Origin of the sequence: Brevibacterium renqingii, assembly GCF_017808105.1 — a bacterium.
GTDB lineage: Bacteria > Actinomycetota > Actinomycetes > Actinomycetales > Brevibacteriaceae > Brevibacterium > Brevibacterium renqingii.
Window position 1 is genome coordinate 309,101 of the sequence record NZ_JADBHF010000002.1, and the last position, 16,110, is coordinate 325,210.

Annotated in this window: 17 protein-coding genes and 1 tRNA gene; 7 read left to right on the plus strand and 11 right to left on the minus strand. The window is 66.7% G+C overall.

The annotated features are described in order from the left end of the window. Positions 1 to 46: 46 nt before the first annotated feature. Both pstB and IHE57_RS03925 read left to right on the plus strand, forming a co-directional pair. The gene (gene pstB / locus IHE57_RS03920) at positions 47 to 826 is read left to right on the plus strand and encodes a phosphate ABC transporter ATP-binding protein PstB (RefSeq protein WP_209370940.1); all 780 of its coding nucleotides are present in this window, start codon (positions 47 to 49) and stop codon (positions 824 to 826) included. Positions 827 to 1,546: 720 nt separating this feature from the next. After that, complete coding sequence (locus tag IHE57_RS03925) at positions 1,547 to 2,026, plus strand: DUF4383 domain-containing protein (protein ID WP_209370941.1); 480 nt, start codon at positions 1,547 to 1,549, stop codon at positions 2,024 to 2,026. 150 nt (positions 2,027 to 2,176) lie between these two features. Here IHE57_RS03925 and IHE57_RS03930 read toward each other — a convergent pair whose 3' ends face one another. The 3 genes from IHE57_RS03930 to IHE57_RS03940 all read right to left on the minus strand — a co-directional run bounded on the left by IHE57_RS03930 (position 2,177) and on the right by IHE57_RS03940 (position 4,736). Next, complete coding sequence (locus tag IHE57_RS03930) at positions 2,177 to 3,187, minus strand: inorganic phosphate transporter (RefSeq protein WP_209323931.1); 1,011 nt, start codon at positions 3,185 to 3,187, stop codon at positions 2,177 to 2,179. 3 nt (positions 3,188 to 3,190) lie between these two features. Beyond that, complete coding sequence (locus IHE57_RS03935; RefSeq protein WP_246475675.1) at positions 3,191 to 3,856, minus strand: DUF47 domain-containing protein; 666 nt, start codon at positions 3,854 to 3,856, stop codon at positions 3,191 to 3,193. Positions 3,857 to 4,148: 292 nt separating this feature from the next. Further along, positions 4,149 to 4,736, minus strand: a complete 588-nt coding sequence (locus tag IHE57_RS03940; RefSeq protein ID WP_253719876.1) for a hypothetical protein — start codon at positions 4,734 to 4,736, stop codon at positions 4,149 to 4,151. 225 nt (positions 4,737 to 4,961) lie between these two features. Between IHE57_RS03940 and IHE57_RS03945 the strand changes: the two genes are divergently transcribed. From IHE57_RS03945 to IHE57_RS03960, 4 genes are all read left to right on the plus strand, one after another. Next, positions 4,962 to 5,900, plus strand: coding sequence for a hypothetical protein (locus IHE57_RS03945; protein WP_253719877.1), 939 nt, complete (start codon positions 4,962 to 4,964; stop codon positions 5,898 to 5,900). A gap of 135 nt (positions 5,901 to 6,035) precedes the next feature. Next, positions 6,036 to 6,108 (plus strand) — tRNA-Lys (locus tag IHE57_RS03950). Between the two features lie 386 nt (positions 6,109 to 6,494). Next, a complete protein-coding gene (locus IHE57_RS03955) occupies positions 6,495 to 6,983 on the plus strand; it encodes an SgcJ/EcaC family oxidoreductase (protein WP_209370942.1) in 489 nt (162 codons plus the stop codon). Positions 6,984 to 6,986: 3 nt separating this feature from the next. Further along, the gene (locus IHE57_RS03960; RefSeq protein ID WP_209370943.1) at positions 6,987 to 7,460 is read left to right on the plus strand and encodes a heme-binding beta-barrel domain-containing protein; all 474 of its coding nucleotides are present in this window, start codon (positions 6,987 to 6,989) and stop codon (positions 7,458 to 7,460) included. A gap of 35 nt (positions 7,461 to 7,495) precedes the next feature. Here the strand turns inward: IHE57_RS03960 and IHE57_RS03965 are convergent, their stop codons facing one another. Beyond that, positions 7,496 to 7,738 carry a DUF2249 domain-containing protein gene (locus tag IHE57_RS03965; protein ID WP_209370944.1) on the minus strand — a complete coding sequence of 81 codons (243 nt, stop codon included), beginning with the start codon at positions 7,736 to 7,738 and terminating at the stop codon, positions 7,496 to 7,498. A gap of 180 nt (positions 7,739 to 7,918) precedes the next feature. On the opposite strand from IHE57_RS03965, the gene IHE57_RS03970 reads away from it, so the two are divergent. Continuing rightward, positions 7,919 to 8,356 carry an RDD family protein gene (locus IHE57_RS03970; RefSeq protein WP_209370945.1) on the plus strand — a complete coding sequence of 146 codons (438 nt, stop codon included), beginning with the start codon at positions 7,919 to 7,921 and terminating at the stop codon, positions 8,354 to 8,356. A 54-nt stretch (positions 8,357 to 8,410) separates the two neighbouring features. On the opposite strand, the gene IHE57_RS03975 is transcribed toward IHE57_RS03970, so the two are convergent. From IHE57_RS03975 to IHE57_RS04005, 7 genes are all read right to left on the minus strand, one after another. Beyond that, positions 8,411 to 9,859 (minus strand): dihydrolipoyl dehydrogenase family protein, encoded by a 1,449-nt coding sequence (locus IHE57_RS03975; protein ID WP_209370946.1) that lies wholly within the window; start codon positions 9,857 to 9,859, stop codon positions 8,411 to 8,413. Positions 9,860 to 10,038: 179 nt separating this feature from the next. Continuing rightward, complete coding sequence (locus IHE57_RS03980; RefSeq protein ID WP_209370947.1) at positions 10,039 to 10,290, minus strand: PspC domain-containing protein; 252 nt, start codon at positions 10,288 to 10,290, stop codon at positions 10,039 to 10,041. 102 nt (positions 10,291 to 10,392) lie between these two features. Next, complete coding sequence (locus tag IHE57_RS03985) at positions 10,393 to 11,424, minus strand: N-acetylglucosamine kinase (protein ID WP_209370948.1); 1,032 nt, start codon at positions 11,422 to 11,424, stop codon at positions 10,393 to 10,395. Beyond that, entirely contained in the window at positions 11,421 to 12,374 is a 954-nt protein-coding gene (murQ, locus tag IHE57_RS03990; RefSeq protein ID WP_209370950.1) for an N-acetylmuramic acid 6-phosphate etherase, read from the minus strand. Before murQ ends, IHE57_RS03985 begins: the two co-directional genes overlap by 4 nt. Beyond that, on the minus strand, positions 12,374 to 13,873 hold the full coding sequence (locus IHE57_RS03995; protein ID WP_209370952.1) for a sodium:solute symporter: 1,500 nt from the start codon (positions 13,871 to 13,873) through the stop codon (positions 12,374 to 12,376). The genes murQ and IHE57_RS03995 overlap by 1 nt, the downstream gene beginning before the upstream one ends. A 76-nt stretch (positions 13,874 to 13,949) precedes the next feature. Beyond that, positions 13,950 to 15,155 carry an anhydro-N-acetylmuramic acid kinase gene (locus tag IHE57_RS04000; RefSeq protein ID WP_209323941.1) on the minus strand — a complete coding sequence of 402 codons (1,206 nt, stop codon included), beginning with the start codon at positions 15,153 to 15,155 and terminating at the stop codon, positions 13,950 to 13,952. After that, the gene (locus IHE57_RS04005; protein WP_209323942.1) at positions 15,152 to 15,874 is read right to left on the minus strand and encodes a GntR family transcriptional regulator; all 723 of its coding nucleotides are present in this window, start codon (positions 15,872 to 15,874) and stop codon (positions 15,152 to 15,154) included. The genes IHE57_RS04000 and IHE57_RS04005 overlap by 4 nt, the downstream gene beginning before the upstream one ends. Positions 15,875 to 16,110 lie beyond the last annotated feature (236 nt).

The following is a 16,110-nucleotide window of genomic DNA, read 5'->3' on the forward strand; positions in this document are numbered from 1 at the left end:
GACTTCTGCAATACTGACCTCACGGTCCTGACGATAGGGAAACACAATGTCCAAGCAGATCGACATCAAGGATCTCGACATCTTCTACGGCGACTTCCGCGCCGTCGACGGTGTGCAGATGCAGATCAAGCCTCGTTCCGTGACCGCGTTCATCGGGCCCTCGGGCTGCGGGAAGTCCACGGTGCTGCGCACGCTCAACCGCATGCACGAGGTCATCCCCGGTGCGAGCGTCTCCGGCCAGGTGCTCATGGACGGCAACGACATCTACGGCCCCGGCGTCGACCCGGTCAACGTCCGCCGTGAGGTGGGCATGGTGTTCCAGCGCGCGAACCCGTTCCCCACCATGAGCATCAAGGAGAACGTGCTCGCCGGTGTGCGGCTGAACAACAAGCGCCTGTCGAAGGCACAAGCCGATGAGCTCACCGAGAGCGCGCTGCGCGGGGCGAACCTGTGGAACGAGGTCAAGGACCGCCTCAACCTGCCCGGCTCCGGACTCTCCGGCGGGCAGCAGCAGCGCCTGTGCATCGCACGCGCCATCGCCGTCGAGCCCGAGGTCCTGCTCATGGACGAACCCTGCTCGGCTCTCGACCCGATCTCGACGCTGGCCATCGAGGACCTCATCAACGACCTCAAGGAGAAGTACACGGTCGTCATCGTCACCCACAATATGCAGCAGGCGGCTCGTGTGTCCGACAGGACCGCGTTCTTCAACATCGCCGGAACGGGCAAGCCCGGCAGGCTCATCGAGTTCAATGAGACCTCGGCGATCTTCTCCAACCCGGACAGGGAGGAGACGGAGAACTACATCTCCGGCCGCTTCGGCTGATGTGATCTGCCCTGCCGCCGCGGCCGACGGCTTTCGCTGAACCCGGGGGTCCGGTGACTGAGCGGGTCCGCGGGCTGTGTGTGCGCGCGGTGAGCGTCCTGCGGTGAGAATTCGGTGTCCTGCGGGTGGATCCACTTCAATCTGGCGCAGGAAATCAAAACGGATCCACCCGCAGGAACCATGTCGCGGCTCAAGTTCACTGCGTCCGCCGCTTCAGGACCGAGTGTCGGCGAGGTCGGCCCGCTCAGTTCACAGCACGGAAAATTCGTCGAGAGGCGCACGGAATGCTCGAACGAACTCGGCGACGAGGCGGTCGCTCGGCTCCGTCGAAGCCGGAGTGTCCGCCCACCTGACCCTCACAAACATGCCGCACACCAGCAAAGGCGACCTGCACGCCGCCCCTACGAGCCTTTCGCCGACTGACGGACGGACAGGCAAGGCCCGCCCGCCGATGCGATCCCGGAAAGGTCGGCCCGCGCGGCGGCTGAGCCTGTTCGTGTTCGAGGACCCCGGCGACGGTGAGAACTGCGGGTGGCGCAGCGGCTCAGTCGTCTGCGCCACCGCGTCGTCACGCGAGTTCGCCTTTCCACCAGTCGGCGGCGCGAGACCGCCGGGACCGCGGACAGCAACCTCTTCGAAAAATTCTCACCGAGCACCCATCCGCTTCCGGTTGGACTCCGAATCACCGGATACAGAGAACCTCTCGTCGAAAGGACTGTCATGACCACGTCAGGATCAGCCTCACAGTCATCCGCGTCACCGCTCCTGTCCAGTTCCGCACACACAGGGCGCAGCGTCGTATCTGTCGTCGCCGGCGTCTTCGGTGCCGTCTTCCTTCTCGTCGGCATCCTCGGGTTCGTCCCGGGCATCACCCAGAATCTCGACACGATCATGTTCGCCGGACACCACTCAGAGGCGGCCCTGCTCGGGCTCTTCCAAGTGTCCGTCCTCCACAATGTCGTCCATCTGCTCTTCGGCATCGTCGGGCTCCTCGGGATCCGATCCCGCGGACTCGCAAAGACCTACCTCGTCGTCGGCGGCATCGTCTACGCGGTGCTCTGGATCTACGGTCTGGTCGTCCCGATGGAGTCGATGGGCAACTTCGTCCCGCTCAACACCGCTGACAACTGGCTGCACTTCGTCCTCGCCGTCGCCATGGTCACGACCGGTCTCGTCTTCGGCCGCAGGGTACGAACCTGATCGCGCGCCGAACCTGATCGCGCGCCGGGGCTGTTTCCGCGCCGAGGCTGCCCGCAGCCCGGCACCATGTCCCCGAGACCACGGCGCTGTGCCGAGACCACTGTGCACGCACCGTGGTCTCGGCGCTCCGCCGTTGTCTCGAGGTGGAATTCAGGTGGTGGCGAACTTGACCACGCCGCCGATCACCGACGCCAAGAGAGCCGCGGCGGGGATCGTCAGCAGCCACACGCCGAACATCGGCAGGAAGTAGCGAGCCCGAGCATGGCCGCGACGACCTGAGTACTGGGTCCCGAGGATCGCCGAGCCGAGAACGAATGTCAGTGACACGGGCACCCGCATGATCAGGGCTGCCGTGTACATGAGGATCGAGGCGGCTCCGTCGGCAACGGCCGACTTGAGCGGGTCGAGCTTGACCATCCGCACGGACAGGGTCCGAACCACACGCCAGCCGCTCAGTCCGGTGCCCAGAGCCAGGGCGGCTGCGATGAGGATGCGCACGGGCCAGGAGATGTCGACGATGGACAGGCCGTCGTTCGGAGTGGCTTCGACGGCGAGGACGCCGACCATGACCAGGGCCGCGACCTTCTGCGCGTCCTGGACTCCGTGGACCAGGGACAGTGAGGCCGTGAGCACCGAGTCGACCATCCGGGCGCCCCGGAACAGCGGTTTCGGCGGCGCCGAGGCGAGGCTCTTCGAGAGCAGCAGCGTCAGCGCCCACGACAGGATGAACCCGAGGATCGGTGAGAGCAGCAGAGGCCACACCACGGAATTCATCGCCTCGTCGATGTTGACCGAGAGCCCGAACACGAGGCCGGCGCCGAGCAGACCGCCGATGAGGCAGTGCGTCGAGGACACCGGCAGCGCCAGAAAGTACGTGAACAGGCTCCAGATCGTCGCCGCCGCGAAGGCGATGAGCAGACAGGTGAGGATGAGCTCGGCGCTGCCGGTGAAGATCACGATCTGATTGGCCACGACGAAGGCGATCCCCTCGCCGAGCAGTGCGCCGATGAAGTTGAAGACCACGGCCAGGCTGAGCGCCCAGCCCGGTTTGAGTGCGCGTCCGACGACGGCGTTGCCGATCGTCAGTGCGGCATCATGGAATCCGTTCGAGCCGGCGAAGATCACCGCGGCAACGATGACTCCGACCAAGAGCAGCTCCACGGACTACGACTCCGTGATCGCGATGGACGCGACGACCTTGCCGAGTTCGGTGAACCCGTGGGCCGCCCGCACGAATGCCTGCCCGAGCTGGGAGACCGCAGCCATATAGGTCAGACCGCGTTTGGAGTTCGGCACCGCATCCGACATCCGCCACTGCAGGGTCTCCACCTGATAGGTCAGCCGATTGATCGCGTCGACGTAGTCCCACTGATCGAGCTTGCCCGGCAGTCGGGTGATCATCCGCGAGGTGTGGTCGGTCTGGTTCGACAGCACCGCCAGGGTCTCGGGCACGCCGGACGGCAGAGGGTCGAAAGCCTCGGAGGCGAGGACGAACCCGACACCGTGGAGGCGGTGGCAGATATCGCGCATGTGGTGGCTGAGCAGGTACAGGTCGTTGCGGTCGAAGGGAGTGATGTAGTTCTCGCGCAACGCGCGCAGCATCCCACCCATGTCTTCGTCGGCGCTGTCCCCGATCTCACGGAGACGATCAGCGACATCGCGTCGTCCGCTGACTTCGATTCCGGAGAGTTCGGCGAGCACCAGGTTGCATTGCCGCATATGAGAGACGAGATCGGACAGCCGCTCATAGAAGACAGTGTCCTGCGGTACTCGCTTGAGCCGCATGCGCTCCTCCTGCCCGAGGCCCGGACGAGCCGGACGAATATGCATGATTTCTCAATGATTTGTGCCGGACGCTGAACCGAGAGCGCCTCTCGGCGGAAGGCCGCTCGAAGCGGCTGAATTTGGAGCCCGGGGCTTCAGCGATCCAGCGTCCGGTGGCCCGAAGGCCACCTCCTACGATACCGGTTCATGCTCATGAGTCCACCGCCGAGGCGGCTGTTCATCCGTTGAAAATCTCACAGTCATACCGATACCGAGTGTGCAGAGACGAGCACGAGGTCTCCGAGGCGACGGGCGCCGACCTGCAGACCGAAGCGGAAGATCCCAGTCGGTTCGGGGCTCAGTCGAGTCCGCCTCGGCGATGGGCGACGGCGGCATCGGTCAGGTCCCGGGAAAGTCGGCGCAGACGGGTGTTCGTGGCGTCGGCCTCGGTCCCTTCGGCGCAGATGCCGACGAAGGCTGCAGCGCGCAGCAGGGCGATGACGACGTCGCCGCGGAAGGCTCCGACCAGGATCTCGTCGATCGCCCGGGCCACCTCGTCGGGGCCGGCCGGGAGCTCGACGCCGGCGAGGATCTCCTCGTATGCAATGCCGTCGGTGACCCGGCGCTGGCCCTCGGAGAACATCTCGGACAGCTCGCGGGGCGCGGATCGGATCCATTGACGCAGGGCGTAGAGGCGCCAGAGGGCCCCGGGAGCGGAGACTGCTGGGGCGGCAGACCACATCTCGGCGATGACCTCGAAGCCGATGTCATCGGCGAGCTCGACGAACCGCCTGGTCGCGGCTTCGTCGCGCTGACCGTCGGCATCGCCGAGCAGCAGTGCCGCGGTCGCGTGCGAGGTCTCCGAGCGCGCGACGGGATCGTCGACGGCACCGACGGAATCGAGGTCGGCCAGGGGTACGGGGCGGTGAAACTGTCGCTGTGTCATGGTCAGGGCAGTCTAGTCCTTGTCCCCTCCCGGCCACTAGGGCACAGAGCACACGGCAGATCCGGGCGCGCACGCCGCCACGACCACTGTGTCCTCCCGCACGGCAGCATTGTCGCCTGGCGGCCAGCATTCGCAAGACGGACTCACAGAGGCCGCGACTAAACTGGGAGATGATTCGTGTCTGTGACCGGCAGATGCGAGTGACCGATACGAGGAGGAACTCTCGTGGCAAAATCATCCGTGGCGAAGAAGGGCCTCGGCAAGGCGGCGAAGCTCGCGGTCAATGACGACGGCACCCTCAATCCGCAGGCTCAGTCGATGTTGTCGCGGCTGCTGTCCGTGCAGCGTCCCGTCGCCCTGGCCTATGTGCGCAGCCTGCGCCGCAAGCATCCCGACGCTAGCCCCGAAGAGCTCATCACGGTCATTCGTCGGCACTATCTGACGCTGACGACCTCGGGCGGGGCGGCGGTCGGTGCGACTGCCGCCGTTCCGGGACTGGGCACAACGGCGGCGCTCGGGGTGGCCAGCGCCGAGACCGCCGGATTCCTCGAGGGCACTGCGCTCTTCGCCCAGGCCGTCTCCGAGATCCACGGGCTGCCCGTCCAGGACGCCAAAAGGGCGAATGCCCTGGTGCTCGGCCTGATGCTGGGCAAGGACGGAAAGAACCTCGTCCAGCGTTTCAGCAAGAAGAACGGCGGCATGGAGTCCATGCTCGGCAGCTGGGGCGCGACAGTGACGAATCAGCTGCCCGCTCCCCTCGTCGACCTGCTCGTGCGCAAGCTGCGCAAGGCCTTCATCCGCAAGTTCGCCGCCCGCGCCGGAGGTTCGCTGGTCGGACGACTGCTGCCCTTCGGAGTCGGTGCCGTCATCGGTGCCGTGGTGAACGCCCAGATGGCACGCCAGGTGGCGCGAGAGTCGAAGGAGGCCTTCGGCGCCTCACCCACGATCTTCCCCATCGAAACCGACCCGGAATATGTCGCCCCGAAGAAGGACCGCAGATTGCTGTCCACCCTCAAGAACGTCTCCGCGCTGGTCGGGAGACTGCGGAAGAGCAAGGCCATCGAGTCCTCTGTCATCGAACCGAACGACGACGAGGACCTCGAGTCGCCGATCGGTCTTCCGCGCACCTACACCGGCGACGATCGGCGTGAGCTGGACAAGTGACCGCAGAGCCATGTCGGCGGAGGCGGGACCGTCATGGCAGGGCGGACTGGTTTGAGTAATGCGGCCGCGTGGCTCTACTATTAATTCGTCTCCACCATGTATCCACGGACTCCGTCCTGTGATTGTGATGGGGCGGGGCCTCTAGCTCAGTTGGCAGAGCAGCGGACTTTTAATCCGCGGGTCGTGGGTTCGATCCCCACGGGGCCCACCGCCTCCAGTGCCGCGACACCATCCGCTCGGTGTCGCGGCACATTTTCTCATTTCCCCACGATTCTCGATACCCGTTCGTGGTCACTCCGCCGAGGCTTATCCGTGGTTTTTCCGAATTCTCCTCGGCGGAGTGACCACAATCCGAGCGCTGAGGCGTTCTGGCGCAGCGCCGAGGCATTCCTACGCCTCTGAAGCGATTGTCCTCTTGGCAGTAGACGGTACTCGCGTTTCCTCTAGGCTGTTGGTGTAATGAAGAAGACGTCGTCCGCCCCGAGGGCGACAGCCCGCTCCGAGGGTCGCGCCACCGCTCTTGTTACGCTGACGATCGTCGCGGCCCGAAAAGTGTGGGAACCCGGCTCACTGTGGCGCCCGCGCGGAGGAGGAATGTCCATGCTGGATACCCCGGAAGCCGTCGTCAGCGGCTGGGAAGACGCCTGGAACAGGGCGGATGCCGATGATCTGGCCGACCTGTTCGCCGAGGACGCCGAGTTCATCAACGTCGTCGGACTCTGGTGGCACGATCGGGCGAACATCCGCGGGGCTCATGCCTTCAGGTTCGCACGCATCTTCCCGGATTCGCGCATCACGATGGATGAGCCGCGCGTGCGTCTCATCGGCACCGATGCGGCGGTCGTCCAGACCAGGTGGCACCTCGTCGGGCAGGTGACGCCGGACGGCGAACCGGCCGGTGATCGGGATGGGATCTTCACGTTCGTCCTCGAGCGCCGCCTCGGCGGGTGGATCACCGTTGCGGCGCAGAACACCGATATCGAACCGGGCGCGCAGACGCATATCAACGAACCTGCAGGTCGCAGCAGCATCCACTACCAGAAGCGAGAAGCCCACTGGTCGACATCGAAGAGAGGGGAATGAGTCATGGCACTCCATCCCGCCCTAGCGGCGGTCACCGACCTCATCGGCACATGGCGCGGTGAAGGCCAAGGTGAGTATTCGACTATCGAGCCGTTCTCGTACATCGAAGAAGTGGCGTTCACAGATGTGGGCAAACCATTCCTCCACTACGTCCAGAAGACCTGGTCGCCGGCCGGCGCTCCCATGCACACGGAGACCGGCTATCTGCGGGTCGTCGACGGATCCGCGGTGGAGTTCATCCTCGCGCAGCCCACGGGACAGACCGAACTGGCCGAAGGGCCGCTGCACACCACCGTCGAAGGCTTCCGCTGCGAATTGAGTTCTCGAGTGGTGAATTCGGCGACGGCCAAGCACGTCGCTGAAACGGCGCGCCGCATCGAGCTGGTCGGCGACGTGCTCACGACGAGCTTCGCGATGGCCGCCGTCGGTGTCCCGTTGACCCACCATCTCGCCTCGGAGATGCACAGGTTCGGTTGATCTCGGCGGTTCGGCTGACCGCCCGGTTCGGTTGATCAGGCCTCCGGCTCGGTGCGGCCGATGCGCACGCGCCAGCGCTCAGGCCCCTCTTCGAGCGCGTCCCAGGTGAACTTGCCCGCCTGTTCGGCCACGAACTGGTAGTACAGCGGTTTGGGGTCGTGATCGTTGACGAGCACGAACGCATCGCCGGCGGCGAGCCCGTGATAGGTCTCGAAGATCAGTTCGTGACGACGGGCGGGAATCTCGGCTCGCACATCGAGCTCGATGTCTTCGGCCATGGCAGGTCCTCCTTCATCGGGCGAGGGCAGATCCCCTCGCATTATTTTTCACGGTATCACTCCGTGTTTATTGTGCCAGCCGCCCATGGCCCGTGCGACCGCGGCTCACGGCGACCACCTGCCGCAGCGACAGACGCTGTCGGTCAGCTCCGCACCCGACTGCCGCATAGAATCTCAATCATGAGCTCACCCACCGGGACCCTGCGAAACGGCATGCTGCTGCCACCGGCATCGACGAGTCGACGGTGGTGGGCCCGGATCCTCGATGCTGTATTCGTCGTGACATTCACCGGGTTCCTCATCGGGTTCGCCTTCGCCCTCTACGGGGTGAACGTGATCTCGATCGATGCGGCGACAGGCGTGGCTCTCATCAGCTACCCGCTGCTGGTCCTCCTCTTCGGCGCCCTCTACGGCTGCACGGTCTCGCCCGGCCAAGCGCTGTGCGGAGTCGTGTCTCTGCAGACCGCTCACGGCAGACGCGTCGGGTTCTGGCGGGGCATGGGTCGCTACCTCGCCATCGGATTCTTCCCGATCGCGCTCCTGTTGCTCGTGTGGGTTTTGCTCGATGCGCCGGCGATCGATTCTGCCCCGATCCGCGTCTACCGCCGCTCTCCATAGGCCACTACCGTCCCGCCACGCGGCCGCAGGCAGGGGAAAGTCGCGAGTCGTTTCTCAGTTCTCGGGGCGCCCGTAGGATTCGAGGAGACGCAGCCACACTTCGCTCATCGTCGGATACGCGGGAACAGCGTGCCAGAGACGGTCGAGCGGCACCTCGCCGACGATGGCGATGGTGGCTGATTGGAGCATCTCGGCGACGTCTTGGCCGACGAACGTCGCACCGAGGATCACCTGGCGTTCGTCATCGATGACGAGTTTCGCTCGTCCGCTGTACCCATCGGCGTGCAGTGCGGCACCTGCGATCGTTCCCAGGTCGATCTCGACGGCGGAGATGCCGATTCCCTCTTCGCGCGCGGCGGCTTCGGTCAGACCGACGCTGGCCACCTCGGGGTCGGTGAAGACCACGTGGGGCACCGCTCTGTGATCTGCTGTCGCGGCATGTCGTCCCCATGGTTCGGCCTCGACCGGCGTTCCCTGGACACGCGCGGCGATCGCCTCTCCGGCGGCGCGCGCCTGATATTTCCCCTGGTGGGTCAGCAACGCACGACCATTGGCGTCGCCGACGGCGTAGAGCCAGTCCGTTCCGTCGACGCGCATCGTCTCATCCACGCTCAGCCGGTCCTCGAGACCGATCTCCGCGAGCCCGAGGCCCGAGGTGTTCGGCCGTCGACCGGTCGCCGCGAGGATCTCCTCCGCCTTGAGGACGCTGCCGTCGTCGAGCGTCGCATGGACGACGCCCTCCTCGTCACGGTCGATGCGGGTCGGTGACACGCCGAGCCGGACGTCGACCCCCGCCTCGGCGAGGCCGCTCTCCAGCAGTTCCCCGACGAATGGCTCTTCCTTGCCCAGCAGTCCGCTGCGAGCGACGAGAACGACGTCCGAGCCGAGGCTCGCATAGGCAGAGGCCATTTCGACACCGGCGACGCCTCCGCCGATGATGATCAGGCGCGGCGGGACCTCGTCGGCCGATGTCGCTTCGCGTGTGCCCCACGCTCCTACGTCTGCGAGACCGGGGATCGGCGGCAGATTCGGGACGGATCCAGTGGCGAGTGCGACCGACCGTGCCGTGAACTCGCGGTCCCCGACCCCCACCCGGCGCTCGTCGAGGAGGCGGCCGCGTCCTCGGATGAGTTCGATGCCCGCAGAGGCGAGCCAGTCGACCTGCCCCGAATCCTTCCAGTGGCTGGCGAACGCGTTGCGCCTGGACAGGACCTTCGGGACATCGAGTTCTCCGTCGGCGGCCTCGCGCGCTCCGGCGACTCTGCGGGCCGACCTCAGTGCCTGGCCGCTGCGCAGGAGCGCCTTCGACGGCATGCAGGCCCAGTACGAGCACTCACCGCCGACGAGTTCGGCTTCGACGATCGCCGTGCGCAGTCCGCGTTTGGTCGCATAGTCGGCGACGTTCTCTCCGACGGGACCGGCACCGAGGACGATGAGATCGAAGTCGACCTCTTCGTCCGAGCGGCGGACGTCGGTGTTCTGCTCGTCGCTGGCCTCGTTCATGCGGAATTCTCCTTCGCCTGCTGCCATGTCGTCTCGGGCACCGGGTGGACTACGAACGCTTCAACTATCGTCCGTGTCACTCATGTTGGCAAGGAGGTGTGGAGCAGCTGCTTCGGCGGCAGAGGCGCGTCATCGCTGAGCGGCAGAACCGAACAGTGAGAGGCCGAGCCGTCTGCGGCCTACCGTTCGAGGCGGCCGCTGACGATCTGCTCGGCGGGAATGCTGCCGTCCTGCCAGGGCGTGAGTGCCCAGGCGACGAGGTAGGCTCCGATGCCGACGACGGGCAGCAGGAACGAAGCGAGGACGAGGAGCCGGACGAGCCAGACGTTGAGTCCGGTGGCCTCGGCGAGACCACCGGCGATGCCGGCGAACATGCGGTCGGGACCACGGCGGAATCCGAGGCGGCGGATGGAATCGAAGAACTTTCTCATACCTGCCACACTACGTGTTCCCGCTCGCTGGCACAGTGGTGTTGACCATTGGAGTCGATGGAGGGAAACCGGAATGACACCGTCATCGGACTCCCCCGGTGCTCAGGACCAGATCACCTTGTCCTGAGCGCTGAGCTTGCCGCCCGCGCCGAGGTGGGCCAGAGTCAGCGCCCCGTCGAGGGGCCCGCCGGCGGGGTCGACGACGGCGACGTCCGGCTGCAGACGGGAGGCTTCGGCGCGGAAGCCCTCGACGAGGCGGCCGCCGGCAGCCGCCACTCCTCCGGTGAGCGCGATGCGCGGTGACGCCGCCCGGCCCGCGGCCACCGCGCTGCGGGCGGCTTCCCGTCCCGCTTCGTCGAGCAGCTCTGCCGAGGCGATGTCACCGGATCGGGCGCACGCGGCGATGTCGGCGGCGAACTCGGCGAGCAGTCCAGCACGGTTGTTGCGGGTGTAGAACTGACCCGGCCACGAGGCCGGTGGTCCGAAGCGACGGGTGCCGGCCTCGAGCAGGGTGCGCCCGTGCTCGTCGAGCCCGTCGTGAGTGCGCAGCGCGGTCTCGAGCCCGAGCCGTCCCAGCCATGCCCCTCCCCCGCGATCGCCGAAGAGGTGACCCCAGCCGTCGACCCGCGACCAATCCGCGGCCCAGCGCCCCCGTTCGTCGGGCCCGGGGTGGGCGATGGCGATCGCACCGGTGCCGAGCACCGTGATCGCTCCGCCCCTGCCGCCCAGGGCCCCGAGGTGGGCGGTCACCGCGTCGATGGCAACGACAGCCGGTATCCCGAGCTCCGCGAAGATCTCGGTCAGGGCATCAGCCGGGTCCTCGGACAGGGACGCGATGCCGGTCGCCCCGATGCCGATGCCCACGATGTCGGGCAGCTGCCGAGACCAGGTCCTCGCAGCCGAATCCACGAGCTCGCGGGCCACTGCGAGGACGGTGCTGCCGCCGGCTCCGACCTCGATGCGGGGCCCGGTGAACGTGTCGACGACCCGCGGCCGAGTGAGAGGCGTGACGATCGGCGCCGGACCGCTGTCGTTCCGCCCTGCACCCGACAGCCCGCCGTCGGCGTCGATCGCACCGAGCGCGGCCCGGCTGCCGGTGCCGCCGATGTCGATGCCGAGGACGAACCTGCTCATGCGGAACCGCCGGCGGCCAGTGTTCCGATCGCGGCCCGGACCGATCCCGCATGGGACTTGAGCGCCGAGGCGGCCGCAGCGGGGGTCGCCTCGGTGAAGGAGACGACGATCGCGGTCTTGAGGTCACCCTCGCAGCTCTCCAGCAGAGCTCTGGCATCCCCTTCCCCGAGGTCCGCGGCCTCCATGAGGATGCGCACAGTGCGCTCACGCAGCTTCGCGTTCGTGGCGACGACCGAGACCATGAGGTTGTCCCAGGTCCGACCCAGAGCCACCATGAGCGCGGTCGAGAACCCGTTGAGGGCGAGCTTCTGCGCGGTGCCGGCCTTGAGCCGCGTCGAGCCCGTGATCACCTCGGGGCCGGTGTCGAGCACGATGTGATCGGCCGCCTTCCCGGCCAAGGGGGCGTACGGGTTGTTCGAGATGAGCACCGTGTGTGCGCCCGCCTCCCGAGCAGCGTCGAGGGCACCTCCGACATAGGGAGTCGACCCGCTGGCGGCGATGCCGATGGCCACATCAACGGGTCCGAGCTCTGCACCGATCGCGCGCCCGTCGGCTGCGGAGTCCTCGGCGTTCTCGACCGCATTGACCAGGGCCGCCTGTCCGCCGGCGATGTGCCCGACGACCCGACCGGGTTCGAGGTTGAACGTCGGCAGGAGTTCACTCGCATCGAGCACCCCCAGCCGACCCGAGGTGCCGGCCCCGAAGTAGTGCACACGACCGCCTCGGCGCATGCGCTCTGCGGCAATGTCGACGAGCTCGGCCAGCTGCGGCAGGGCGGAAGCGACCGCGTCGATGACGGCGTGGTCTTGCGCGTTGAGCACCTGCAGCACCCCGAGCGTGTCGAGGTAGTCGAGTCCTGAGCTGGCCGGATTGCGCTGCTCGGTCGGAGACAGACGGCGTTCGGACGACGCCGACTGGGGCTGCGGCGAACCGGGCTGGGACGGAGCCATCAGCGCCTGCTCCCTTCCAGCTCGGCGGCGGTGGGATCTGCTGCAGGGTGGCGCAGCGAGAGCAGACCGCCGACGGCGAAGGTGACGATGACGCCGAGCAGCGGGTACCACTGCCAGGCGACCCACACCTCGCCGGTGACGTACTTCTCCATGACGAAGAAGAAGGCGTTGACGGCCACGGCGAGTGCGAAGGCGATATTCGCATCGAGGGCGTTCGCGCGCTTGTTGAGGATGCCGAAGACGAACGCACCCAGCAGCCCTCCGTAGGTGATGCCGGCGATGCCCAGCGCCAGGATGACGATGTTGCCGGAGTCGGATTCGAACACCGTGGCCGGGAGGATGAACGCGATCCCCCAGCCGATCGTCGCCCAGCGGCCGACCTTGAAGCCCTGCTCATCGGTCATCGGGGTGCGCTTGAGACGAGCATAGACGTCGTTGACCGTCGACGACGACAGGGCGGACAGCGAGGACGACAATGTCGACATCGCGGCGGCGAGGATTCCGGCCAGCAGCAGGCCCGAGATGCCGGTGGGCAGGCCCTCGATGATGAAGTGCGGGAAGATCTCATCATCGCGGGTCAGTCCGAGGTCCGCCGGCAGCGCATGATCGTAGTAGGCCCAGAGGGCCAGCCCCACGGCGAGGAAGATCGCGAACTGGACGAATACGACGATGCCGGAGGCGATGAGCGCCTTCTGCGCCTCGAGCTTCGACCGGCACGACAGCAGCCGCTGGACGATGAGCTGGTCCGAACCGTGCGAGGCCATGGCGAAGACCGCGCCGCCGAAGAAGGATGGGATGAACGAGGCGTCGGCGGAGATCGGGCTGCCCTCGAAGACGAAGAGGTTCGTCTTTCCGGCCTCGACCGCCTCCGCGAGCCAGCCGCCGCCGATCGATGTCGAGATGATGACGATCGCGAGGATCCCGCCGAGGACGTAGAGGACCATCTGCGCGACGTCGACCCAGACGACGGCCCTGATGCCGCCGATGAAGGTGTAGACGATCGTGACCAACGAGAGCACGACGATGATGACGAAGTAGTTCGTGTGGATCCCGAGCCCGTCGAGGATGACCTTGAGCGGGATCGCCGCGGCGAGCACCCGGACGCCGTCGGCGAGCAGGCGTGTGAAGAGGAAGGTCACGCCCGCCGTCGTCTGCGTCGACTGCCCGAACCGTTTGCCCAGATAGGCGTAGGCAGTGATCATCTCACCGTCGTAGTAGCGCGGGAGCATGAAGTAGGCGACGACGATGCGACCGAGGATGTAGCCGAAGCCCAGCTGCAGGTAGTTGAGATCGCCGAGGTAGCTCATCACCGGGATGCCGATGACGGTCAGCGCGCTCGTCTCGGTGGCGACGACGGACAGGCACACCGCCCACCACGGCAGGTCGCGTCCGCCGAGGAAGTAGTCCTTGAGGCTGCTCTGCTTTCCACTCAGTGCCAGTCCCAGCCACGCCGTTGCGACGAGATAGGCGATGATCACCAGGAGGTCGATGATCTGCATTGGTCTCTCCTTGTTCGAGGTGTGGAGTCTGTCGGTCGGTGTTTCGGGCGTGCAGGCGGCGTTCGGTTCGCCGCAATCAGTCGGCCAGCCTCAGCCGGGCGGGTCGTCGGTGCAGGGGCTCGGGCAGCTGCAGCGGTCCGGATCCCGGTGTGAAGCGGCCGGCGATGCGTGGCCCACGAGCTCCGGTGAGGCTCGGTTCGGTCCCGTCGAGTCCGTGCCAGCTCAGCCAGCCGATGAGCGCCATCAGCAGTGCTTCCTTGCTGCCTTCGGGCAATCCGAAGGCCTCGTCCGTGCCCAGAAGTTCGACCCCGTCGCCCAGTCCCTCGCCGAGGCGGCGCATGAGTTCGGAATTGCGCGTCCCACCTCCGGAGGCGATGACGGTGGCGACCTCGTAACGGCGGCACGCCTCGGCGATGGTGCGGGCCGTCAGCTCGGTCACCGTGGCGATCTGATCCTGCTCGCCGAGGTCGGGGTGATCTGCGAGGAAGGAATCGAGGTAGTCGCCATGGAAGAGCTCCTTGCCCGTCGACTTCGGCGCCGCGAGTGCGTAGAACGGCTCGGTGAGCAGATCGGTCAGCAGCTTCTCGTCGACGGTTCCGGCGGCGGCGAGCACCCCGTCGCGGTCGAATCCCTGCCGGCCGTCGGTGATGCGACGAGCGAGGACGTCGATGAGGGCGTTGGCCGGTCCCGTGTCGAAGGCGATCGGGTCCCGGTCCGGGGCGATGACGGTGATGTTCGCGATTCCGCCGAGGTTGAGCACCGCGGTCGGGGCCGCGACCTCGGACAGGAGGAGGGAATCGAGCATTCCCACCAGCGGAGCGCCCTGCCCGCCGGCGGCGACGTCGCGGGAGCGCACATCGGAGAGCACCGGCACCCCGAGCCGTTCGGCGATGAAGGCCGGCTGACCGAGCTGGAGGGTCGCGGTGACGCTGCCGTCGCTGATGTCGTGGCGGACCGTCTGTCCGTGGGAGACGACGAGGTCGGGCATGAGCTCGTGCTCCGCGCAGAGTTCGGCCAGGGCATCGGCTGAGAAGCGGCCGAGCCGAGCGTCGACGCTGCTGACCAGTGACAGCGGGAGGTCCGATGGTTCGAGGAGACGGAGGATGTCGGAGGCGAGCTGCGCGTCGAAGGGCGTCTCGCATTCGGCGAGGATACGCACATTCAGGGTCGTCGGATCGGCGCCGACGAGGTCGGAGCCGACGGTGGGGTCGGGCAGGAACTCGGCGATGACGAGATCGAGTCCGTCAGCGGACGTGCCTGTCATGAGTCCGGCGATGATCATGCGTGCTCTCCTCCGATGCGGTCGGGGACGGTGAGTTCGGTGCGGATCTTGTAGCGGTCGCCGCGGTAGACGGAGCGGACGAATTCGAAGGGCACATCGTCGGCACCGCGCGAGGTGCGTTCGAACAGCAGCGCCGGGGACAGTTCGGGCACGCCGAGGTGCTTCGCCTCGGCGGCGTCGAGGAGCGTCGGTTCGATCGTCTGCACACTGTGGCTGAGGCCGATGTCGAACCGCTGACCGAGCAGTTCGTAGAACGACCGGTTCTCGAGGTCGCCCGCGCTCAGGCCCGGGACGAGCGCGGAGGGGACGTGGAGCTCCTCGAGGGCGATCGGCTCGTCATCGGCCAGCCGCAGACGCAGGACGGCGATGACCTCGTCATGCTCGCCGAGGTGGAGCCGCCGGGCGATGTGGGCGCCCGCCGGCTCCGTGTCGAAGCTGAGGATGTGGGAGCCCGGCCGCATTCCGCGGGCGAGCATGTCCTCGGTGAAGGAGCTCGCGGCCAGCGGCTGGTCGAGCTTCGGACCGAGCGCGAAGACCCCGGTGCCATGGCGCCTGCGCACCATGCCCTTGGCGACGAGTTCGTCGAGGGCCCGGCGCAGGGTCATCCGCGAGATGCCCAGGGACTCGGCGAGCTGCCGTTCGGGCGGGAACTGCTCGCCGGCGGCCATGCCCTCGAGGCGGTCGAGAAGCTGGTCGCGGATCGAGTGGAATTTCGTCACACCCCTATTGAGGCACAGGACACACGCGCAGATCAAGACCACTGGTCTATTTCATACCACAAGTCGGGTGGTGCCGCGCGTCGGGTGATGCCGGCGGACGGAGGTGCCGGCAGCCGGCAGCTGGCTCACCTCGATCACCGCGGCGCTCCCGACGAGGGGCGTAATGCCTCATGTCAATATGCCCGCGAAAAGTAGTCGATGCCTCACATGGTTTTGCCCGCGAAACTCATCCGGTC

Coding starts and splice junctions, on each gene's coding strand:
- pstB (WP_209370940.1), top strand. CDS start 47: ATGTCCAAGCAGATCGACATCAAGGATCTCGACATCTTCTACGGCGAC.
- IHE57_RS03925 (WP_209370941.1), top strand. CDS start 1,547: ATGACCACGTCAGGATCAGCCTCACAGTCATCCGCGTCACCGCTCCTG.
- IHE57_RS03935 (WP_246475675.1), bottom strand. CDS start 3,856: ATGCATATTCGTCCGGCTCGTCCGGGCCTCGGGCAGGAGGAGCGCATG.
- IHE57_RS03940 (WP_253719876.1), bottom strand. CDS start 4,736: ATGACACAGCGACAGTTTCACCGCCCCGTACCCCTGGCCGACCTCGAT.
- IHE57_RS03955 (WP_209370942.1), top strand. CDS start 6,495: ATGTCCATGCTGGATACCCCGGAAGCCGTCGTCAGCGGCTGGGAAGAC.
- IHE57_RS03960 (WP_209370943.1), top strand. CDS start 6,987: ATGGCACTCCATCCCGCCCTAGCGGCGGTCACCGACCTCATCGGCACA.
- IHE57_RS03965 (WP_209370944.1), bottom strand. CDS start 7,738: ATGGCCGAAGACATCGAGCTCGATGTGCGAGCCGAGATTCCCGCCCGT.
- IHE57_RS03970 (WP_209370945.1), top strand. CDS start 7,919: ATGAGCTCACCCACCGGGACCCTGCGAAACGGCATGCTGCTGCCACCG.
- IHE57_RS03975 (WP_209370946.1), bottom strand. CDS start 9,859: ATGAACGAGGCCAGCGACGAGCAGAACACCGACGTCCGCCGCTCGGAC.
- IHE57_RS03980 (WP_209370947.1), bottom strand. CDS start 10,290: ATGAGAAAGTTCTTCGATTCCATCCGCCGCCTCGGATTCCGCCGTGGT.
- IHE57_RS03985 (WP_209370948.1), bottom strand. CDS start 11,424: ATGAGCAGGTTCGTCCTCGGCATCGACATCGGCGGCACCGGCAGCCGG.
- murQ (WP_209370950.1), bottom strand. CDS start 12,374: ATGGCTCCGTCCCAGCCCGGTTCGCCGCAGCCCCAGTCGGCGTCGTCC.
- IHE57_RS03995 (WP_209370952.1), bottom strand. CDS start 13,873: ATGCAGATCATCGACCTCCTGGTGATCATCGCCTATCTCGTCGCAACG.
- IHE57_RS04000 (WP_209323941.1), bottom strand. CDS start 15,155: ATGATCATCGCCGGACTCATGACAGGCACGTCCGCTGACGGACTCGAT.